Raw genomic sequence first — 7,651 nt, 5'->3', positions numbered from 1 at the left:
TGGTCAGGACACTGCCCAACCTGCCACCAACCCGCACCCTGGCAGCCCTACGACACCACCTAACAAAGTCCTACTAGCGCTTGCGTGCCGTGAGCAGGGCGAAGGACAGGAGTTCGCCGGCGTCTTCCGTGAGCATGTCGATCACGGGCTGTTGCGCCGCCCGCCCGTCCGTGTGGTGCTCCGCACCCGCCCGCGCCCACAGCAGCCAGTCCTGCCAGGCGTCCTCCTGCAACCGCGCCGAGGTGACGTCCACGAGCCCGGTCGTCTCCCACTGGAAGCGCCACCAGTCGGCCGTGTGCCAGGCCATCGCCTCCCAGCCGACGACCTTCCTGATGTGGTCGGGGATGCCGCCGAGGTCGCGGGCCTCGCGGCGCATCGCCGGGGTCGCGATCCCCAACTGCCCGCCCGGGCGCAGGAACCGTACGAGATACGGCAGATAGCCGTCGGCGGTCCCGAAGTACTCGAAGGCATCGATGCTGACGATCGCGTCGAAGCTCTCCTCCTCGAACGGCAGCTGGTGCGCCTCCGCCCGTACGGCCTCCACCCGGTCACCCACGCCTGCCTCGGCGAACACGGCCGCGGCCTCGTCGGCGGCAATCCACCAGTCCGCGGCGACGACCTGGACGCCGAACTCGCGGGCGAGGAAGACGGAGGTGGCGCCCTTGCCGGAGCCGAGGTCGAGGACCCGCATGCCCGGCCGCAGTTCGAGGTCGCGTACGAGGCCTTCGAGCAGCCAGAGCGGGTTCGGCCCCATGTCGAGGTCGAGCAGCCAGGCCGGGTCGTACGCGGAGGAGCGGGGGTAGCGGTCGGGACGGACGAGGTCGTTCAGCGCGGTCATGATCGCGGACCCTAACCCGTCCGCCCCGCACGCGCTCACTTCTTTTCCGTCACGCCCTCCTTCACGCCCTCCGCCGCAACCGCCGCCACGACCTCCACCTCGATGAGCGCCCACGGCAGGAAGAGCTTCGAGACCTCGACCGTCGTGCTGGTCGGCGGGGTCCCCGTGAGGTACGCGCGCCGCACCTCCCCGTACTCGTGCAGGCGGTCGATGTCCGTCAGGTAGGTGCGGATGTTGATGATGTCGGCGAGCGTCGCGCCGTGTGCCTTGAGCAGGGCGTCGAGGGCCTCGAAGATGCCGCGGCTCTGGGCCGCGAGGTCGGAGCCTTCGGCCACCTGGCCCGAGAGCTGCAACAGCGCGCCCCCGCCGGGGAGTTCGATGCGCGCGACCTGGGTGTAGTACGGGCTGAGCGGGGCGGGCGCGGAGGCCGGGTTGTCGAGGGATATCTGCATGGCCGTGCTCCTCAGGATGCGGTGCGGATACGGGCGGTCACGGCTTTTCGGTGCGGATACGGGTCACCGCGGCCGCGATGTCCTCGTGGGCGATCCCGGGGTGGGCCGCGAAGTACTCGCGGATCGTCTCCATCGCCGGGAGGTCGGTGATCTCGGTGGCGAGACGGATGTCCTTGACAGCGAGGTCGTTGGCGAAGTGCATGCCCTCGGCGAAGGCGCGCGGCACCGCGCCGCCCAGGGCGCTGTTGCCGAGCGTGGCCTTGGCGGTCTCCTCGGGGATCCCGAGCGCGTCCGCGAGCCGCATGGCCTCGCCGACGAGGGCCACCGCCCCGAGCACGGCCGTGTTGACGACGAGCTTCAGGGCGGCGCCCGTGCCGAGCGGCCCGGTGCGGGTCACCGTGCCGAGCGCGGACAGGAGTTGCTCGACGGGATCCGCCTCGCCGCCCGCGAGGATGCCGAGGGTGCCGGCCTCCGCCTTGTCGGTACTGCCCGTCACGGGGGCGTCGACGAGAGTGACCTCGGAGGGCAGTGCGGCCGCCAGCTCCCGTACGGCATCGGGTCCGATCGTGGACATCTCCACCCAGTGCGCGCCCGGGAGCAGGGCGGGAACGATCTGGCGGGCCACATCCCGTACCGCATCGGGAGTGGCGAGCATCGTGAGGACGACGTCCGCGTCGCGGACGGCCTGCGCGGGGGAGGCGGCGAGGCGGGCACCCCGGGCGAGCAGGGGTTCGGCGCGTGCGGTGGTGCGGTTCCAGACGGTCAGGGGGTGGCCCGCGGCGAGGAGTCGGGCGGCCATGGGGGCGCCCATGCGGCCGAGTCCGAGGAAAGCGATCTGTGCCATGCCTCGACGCTAGGCGCGGGCCATGGATGCGACAAGCGAATGTCCGGCATGGCAGTCATGCGAGAATCGCATGGTACAGGAGCGGCGGCACGGAACGTCACGGCGCCCGACCGCACCACACCGCGCCCGACCACACCGCACCGGACCGGACCGCACGAGGAGACCGCCCTGAGCACGCCCGCCGACACCCGCGACCTGTCCACCGCCTGGCTGCGGGTCTTCCTCGAAGTGGCCCGGCTCGGCTCGTTCACCGAGGCCGCCCGCGCGCTCGGCTACACCCAGTCCGCCGTGTCACGGCAGATTCAGGCGCTGGAGTCCGCGTTCGGCGGCGGTGCGCTCTTCGACCGGCTGCCGCGCGGCGTGGCGCTCACCGAGCAGGGCCGGGCCCTGCTGCCGCGCGCGGAGGCGGTACTCGCCCAACTCGACGGCGCGCAAGCCGATTTGACCGCACTGCGCGAGGTGTCGGGCGGGCGGCTGCGGGTCGGGGCGTTCCCGACGGCTGGTGCGGCGCTCCTGCCGCGTACGGTGGCGGCCTTCCGTGAGCGGCACCCGCTGGTGGAGCTGCACTGCGAAGAGGGCCTGACCGGCGGGCTGTTGGCGCGTCTGGACCACGGCGAGCTGGATCTGGCGGTCGTCTCGACCACGGCCGGCGCCGATCTGTCCGCGTACGCCCTGCGCAAAGTCCTCGACGAGCCGATGTACGTGGCCGTCCCCGCGCATCACAGGCTCGCCCGCCGTCGCCGGGTGCGGCTGTCCGAACTCTCCGGTGACGACTGGGTGTCGGGCAGTCCGCACAGCGAGCAGGGGCTGCTCGGCCCGGCGGTGCGCGAGGACTTCCACCCTCGCGTCACCTATGTCGCGGCGGAGTGGATCGCCAAGCAGGGGTACGTGGCCGCCGGGCTCGCCGTCGCGCTGATCCCGGCGCTCGCGGCGGACGGGGTGCGGCCGGACATCCGGCTGCTCGCGGTGCACGAGGACGACATCCCGCCGCGGGCCGTGTACGCCGCGACCCTGCGCGGCCGCTCGGTACCGGCGGCCGCGGAGGCCTTCGTACGGCTGCTGCGGGCGGCCGGGCGGGAGATCCGCCCGGCGTGAGGGGACGAGGGGCGGCCGGGCGGGCGATCGCGTGACGCCCGCCCAGCCCAGGGGCTCAGCTCGACGGGGCGAACGCGAGACTCACGCCGAGGCCCGCGAGGACCGAGCCGATCACCTTGTTCAGGGCGCGCTGCCCACGCAGCATCACCGCACGCAGCTTCGTGTGCGAGAAGAACAGCGCGACCGCGCCGAACCACACCAGATGCGCGAACGACATGAACAGGCCGTAGCCCACCTGCTGGACGACGGGTGTGCCCGGCTGCACGACCTGCGTGAAGGTCGAGACCACGAACAGGGTGGTCTTCGGGTTGAGGACGTTGGTCAGGAAGCCGGCGCGCAGCGCGCCGAACGGCGAGAGCGTGGTGGTCCGTTCGAGGTCGAGCTCGACGGGACGCGAGCGGAAGGTCTTGATCCCGACGTAGACGAGATACGCGGCGCCGATCAGCTTGATCGCCGTGAACAGCGCCGTGGAGGAGGCTATGAGCAGGCCGACGCCCAGCATCGTGTACGTGACGTGCACGAGGACACCGGCGGCGACTCCCGCCGCGCCGAGCAGTCCGGTCGTACGGCCGTGCAGATAGCTGTTGCGCACGATCATGGCGAAGTCGGCGCCCGGGCTGATCACGGCGAGGGCCGTGATGACCGCTACGGCGATCAGTTCTGTCATGGACGGATCCTCATTCTCGTGGGTTCGATGCTCAACGGGCGTCCGGATCCTGGACGGTGAGCCGCACCGTCGCCGGATCCTCCCGGGTGTCCTGCCCGCCCTCGCCCGTCAGGTCCCGCGCCATCAGCGTCGCTCCGGCCACCGCGCCCGGCATCAGGAACACGGCGACGAACGGGACCAGGAAGGACACCACGAGCGGTACGCCGAAGCCCCAGACGAGGAGCCGCCGGCTGCGCAGCATGGCCAGTTGCTTGCGGAGGTCGACGCGGCGGCGCTGCAGGGCCACCGAGGTCAGCTCCTGGGTGAGGAAGAAGCCGGTGACGCAGAAGCCGATCGCGGGCACCACGGTCTGGCCGAGGACCGGGATGAAGCCGAGCGCGAAGAGCAGCACGGCCCAGGCGGCGACCCGTACGACGATCCGCAGGCTGTCACGCGCGGAGATCCACAGTTCGCGCACGAGCGGCAGGCCGGACTCGGGCGCGGTGCCGTCCGGGGAGACCGACTTGTCGACCTGCTCGGACAACTCCTCGTAGAAGGGCTGGCCGATCAGGAGGGTCACGGCGGTGAAGGTGACCACGGCGAGCAGCAGGCCGAGCGCGAACACCAGGAAGACCAGGAAGCCGCGGAAGACCGCGAGCCAGGCCTCGGACCAGTCGTCGGCGAAGGGCGTGGCCCAGGCGACGAAATCGTCCGCGCCGTAGGCCAGTCCGATCAGCGCCCCCACGTACAGGACGAGGGTGATCAGACCGGGGATCAGCCCGAAGCCGAACCAGCGGCCGTGGCCGAAGACCCACCGCTGGCCCTTGAGGAGATATCCGAAGCCGGTTCCTAGATCACGCATGCCGCACAGATTACGGGTCGGCTGTGACAGCGCGTGCGGCCGGAGCGGCTGGTGGGGCAAGGCCCTCTTGTTGTGGCCGAGTTGAGCCGGTAGACACCGCGTACCTGTCAAACGAGTGGATCGTGGAGGTACGCGTGGGCATACCAAGACCCGTTCCCGTCCTGCTGATCGGCGCCGCCCTGACCGGGGGCCTGCTGGTGCCGGGCGGGGCGCACGCCGATCCCCGGCCGCAGCCGTCCCCCGTGCGCAGTGCGGAGGCGCAGGAGACCAAGGCCGCCAAGTCGCCCGAGAGCACGGCCGAGCGGGCCCTCGAAGGGCTCGTGCCCGAGTTCTCGCACACCGCCGGCTATCCCCGTGAGCGCGAACTTCCGACCGTGCCGGTGAATCCGGCCGACAAGTCCATCAAGCTCGGCCTCACCCCGTATCACGCGATAGCACCGAAGCTGAACGCCCTGCAGAAGCTGGGCGACCGCGTGAGCGTGGAGATCGCGGGCCGCAGCGCGGGCGGGCATCAGCTGTATCTGGTGACGGTGACCTCGCCGGAGTCCGCGCGGCAGGCGCGCGAGCAGGAGCGGATGCGCGAGCGCATCGAGAACTCTCCCGCAACCGCCGCACGGGACAAGCAGATCAAGGCCGAGTACAAGACCCCGGTCTTCATCAACAACAACATCCACGGCAACGAGTGGGAGGGCACGGACGCGGCCCTGAAGCTCGTCGAGAAGCTGGCCGTCGCACAGGACCCGGAGACCGAGGACCTGCTCGACCACTCCCGCATCTACCTCAACATCACGGCCAACCCGGACGGCCGGATCGCCGGCACCCGGGCGAACGGCAACGGCTTCGACCTCAACCGCGACTTCGTCACGGCCTCGCAGCCGGAGACGCGTGCGATGCGGCAGATCGCGATCGACAAGCAGCCGGCCGTGATGATCGACCTGCACGGCTATGTCAACGGCACGCTGATCGAGCCGACCACTCCCCCGCACGGCGAGAACTACGAATACGACCTCTTCCTGAAGAACACCTATGCCAACGCGCTCGGCATGGAGGCCGCCGTCAACGGCCTCGGCTACACGGAGGAGAAGGACGGCGTGCAGCCCGTCCAGATCCCCTTCCGTGACTCCGAGGAGGGCTGGGACGACTGGCCGCCGATCTTCACCCCGCAGTACATGCCGTTCCACGGGGCGACCGCCGCGCACACCATCGAGTTCCCGCTGCAGGTCAACAACCGGGCGTACGACACGCTGCCGGTCGAGGAGCTGCGGCGGCGCGCGGCGGTCAACACCGATATCGCGGGCGCGGCGATGCGCGCGACCCTCGACTTCGTCAAGGAGCGGGGCGATGCGCTGATCGCCGACCAGATCGAGACGTTCCGGCGTGCGGACGCGGGCGAGGCGCAGGTGCCGGTCTCACCCGAGACCGTCCCCGGGGTGCCGGGCATCGGGCCCGAGGACGTCTACACGACCGACTTCTCACGAGCGTACGTGATTCCGGCGTCGGGCCCGTCCCAGCGCTCGGCGACGGCGGCGGCCCGGCTCGTGGACCATCTCCTCGCCAATGACGTACGGGTGGAACGGACTCTGCGCGAGTTCCGGGTCGGCTCGAAGGTCCATCCGCGCGGCTCGTACGTGGTCGATCTGGAGCAGCCCAAGCGCGGGATGGCGAATGTGCTGCTCGCGGACGGGCGGGACATCAGCGACAAGGTCTCGGTGATGTACGACATCTCGGGCTGGAGCCTGGGGCGTCTGTGGGGCGCTTCGGTCGTCGAGATGAAGGAGGGGCGCCTCGACGTCCCGCGCACGGTGGTGCGTTCCGCGTCCTCGGCCGGCTATGTCGCCCCGTACGGCGATCTGCAGCTGCGGCTCGACGACCCGCAGGAGATCGCGGCCCTCAACTCGCTGCTCGCGTCCGGTGTCCGGGTGCTCGGCGCGGCGGACGGCAGCGCGATCGTGCCGGGTTCCGCACGGCGGGAGGCGGCGAAGCTCGCGCGCGAGTACGACGTGGTCTTCGCGGCGACGCGGACGCGCGGGACGGAGCCGCTGGAGCGCACCCGGGTGGCGGCGGCCGTCACGTCCGGTGAGCTCTTCGCGCTGCGCGAGATGAACTTCGAGGTGCTGCCCGTCTCGACGGCGACGCTGAACGCGGGCTTCGACTGGTCGAAGGCGGATGTCCTGATGGTGTCGACGGGCCTGGACCACAGCGCCCTGAACGCACCGGCCCGGGCCGCCCTGAACGCGTTCCTCACCGGTGGCGGCGGTGTGGTCGGGCTCGGCGAGACGGGGGCCGGGCTGTCCTCGGCCGCGGGGCTGCTCACGGCGAAGGCGGTCGCGGGCAACGGCGATGCCAACGGCGTGGTCCGGGTGGCCAACCCGGGCGGCAGCCCGGTCACCGCGGGCGCTCCGGACACCACCTTCGTCTACTCCCCGGTGTGGTTCACGGACCTCGGTCCCGGGGTGCGCGTCGAGCAGTCGTATGCGACGGGGAACCCGCTCGTGTCCGGCCACTGGCGCCCGCTGGAGGACGGCACGGGCGGACCGGCGGATGCGGCGGGCCGGGCCTCGGTGGTGAGTGCGCCGGGAGCCGACGGTTCGCGGGTGTATCTCTTCGGGACGGAACCGCTGTTCCGTGCTCACCCGAAGGGGGTGTTCCCACAGATCGGGCGGGCTTTGCTGGGGGCTTCCGGCTGAGTTCCCGGGGGCCGCGGCCGCGGCCCTACCGGCATATCGCGGATCAGTGACTCGTGTGTCACGGGTTCGTGATCGTCGATCTCCCTCGATTGCCTCTCCCGGCCGGTGATTGATAGGCATGGATTCCGCATGCAACGATCAATGGCCAATGGCCGGGGGAGGCCCGATGAAGTTCGACATGGGTGCGTCCGTGTTGTCGAATCTGCGGTCGCAGTCGCAGGGTTCGA

General features: G+C 70.9%; 7 protein-coding genes. 2 read left to right on the top strand and 5 right to left on the bottom strand.

The window, feature by feature from the left end; all coding sequences use genetic code 11:
• Positions 1 to 73: 73 nt before the first annotated feature.
• Genes H9Y04_RS45255 through H9Y04_RS45245 form a run of 3 tightly spaced genes read right to left on the bottom strand, consistent with a single transcriptional unit; the run spans position 74 to position 2,134 of the window.
• Positions 74 to 838 carry an SAM-dependent methyltransferase gene (locus H9Y04_RS45255; RefSeq protein WP_187820088.1) on the bottom strand — a complete coding sequence of 255 codons (765 nt, stop codon included), beginning with the start codon at positions 836 to 838 and terminating at the stop codon, positions 74 to 76.
• A gap of 35 nt (positions 839 to 873) precedes the next feature.
• A complete protein-coding gene (locus tag H9Y04_RS45250) occupies positions 874 to 1,290 on the bottom strand; it encodes a RidA family protein (RefSeq protein WP_187820087.1) in 417 nt (138 codons plus the stop codon).
• A gap of 37 nt (positions 1,291 to 1,327) precedes the next feature.
• Complete coding sequence (locus tag H9Y04_RS45245) at positions 1,328 to 2,134, bottom strand: NAD(P)-dependent oxidoreductase (protein WP_187820086.1); 807 nt, start codon at positions 2,132 to 2,134, stop codon at positions 1,328 to 1,330.
• A gap of 57 nt (positions 2,135 to 2,191) precedes the next feature.
• Here H9Y04_RS45245 and H9Y04_RS45240 point away from each other — a divergent pair, with 57 nt between their 5' ends.
• A complete protein-coding gene (locus H9Y04_RS45240) occupies positions 2,192 to 3,229 on the top strand; it encodes a LysR family transcriptional regulator (protein ID WP_187820085.1) in 1,038 nt (345 codons plus the stop codon).
• Between the two features lie 55 nt (positions 3,230 to 3,284).
• Here the strand turns inward: H9Y04_RS45240 and H9Y04_RS45235 are convergent, their stop codons facing one another.
• Positions 3,285 to 3,896 (bottom strand): LysE family translocator, encoded by a 612-nt coding sequence (locus H9Y04_RS45235; RefSeq protein ID WP_187820084.1) that lies wholly within the window; start codon positions 3,894 to 3,896, stop codon positions 3,285 to 3,287.
• A 31-nt stretch (positions 3,897 to 3,927) separates the two neighbouring features.
• Complete coding sequence (locus tag H9Y04_RS45230; RefSeq protein ID WP_187820083.1) at positions 3,928 to 4,737, bottom strand: EI24 domain-containing protein; 810 nt, start codon at positions 4,735 to 4,737, stop codon at positions 3,928 to 3,930.
• 134 nt (positions 4,738 to 4,871) lie between these two features.
• Between H9Y04_RS45230 and H9Y04_RS45225 the strand changes: the two genes are divergently transcribed.
• A complete protein-coding gene (locus H9Y04_RS45225) occupies positions 4,872 to 7,424 on the top strand; it encodes a M14 family zinc carboxypeptidase (RefSeq protein WP_187820082.1) in 2,553 nt (850 codons plus the stop codon).
• Positions 7,425 to 7,651: the final 227 nt, after the last annotated feature.

The organism is Streptomyces polyasparticus (assembly GCF_014493765.1).
GTDB lineage: Bacteria > Actinomycetota > Actinomycetes > Streptomycetales > Streptomycetaceae > Streptomyces > Streptomyces polyasparticus.
The sequence above is the reverse complement of the archived record's forward strand: the minus strand, read 5'-3'. Positions and strand labels throughout refer to the sequence as shown.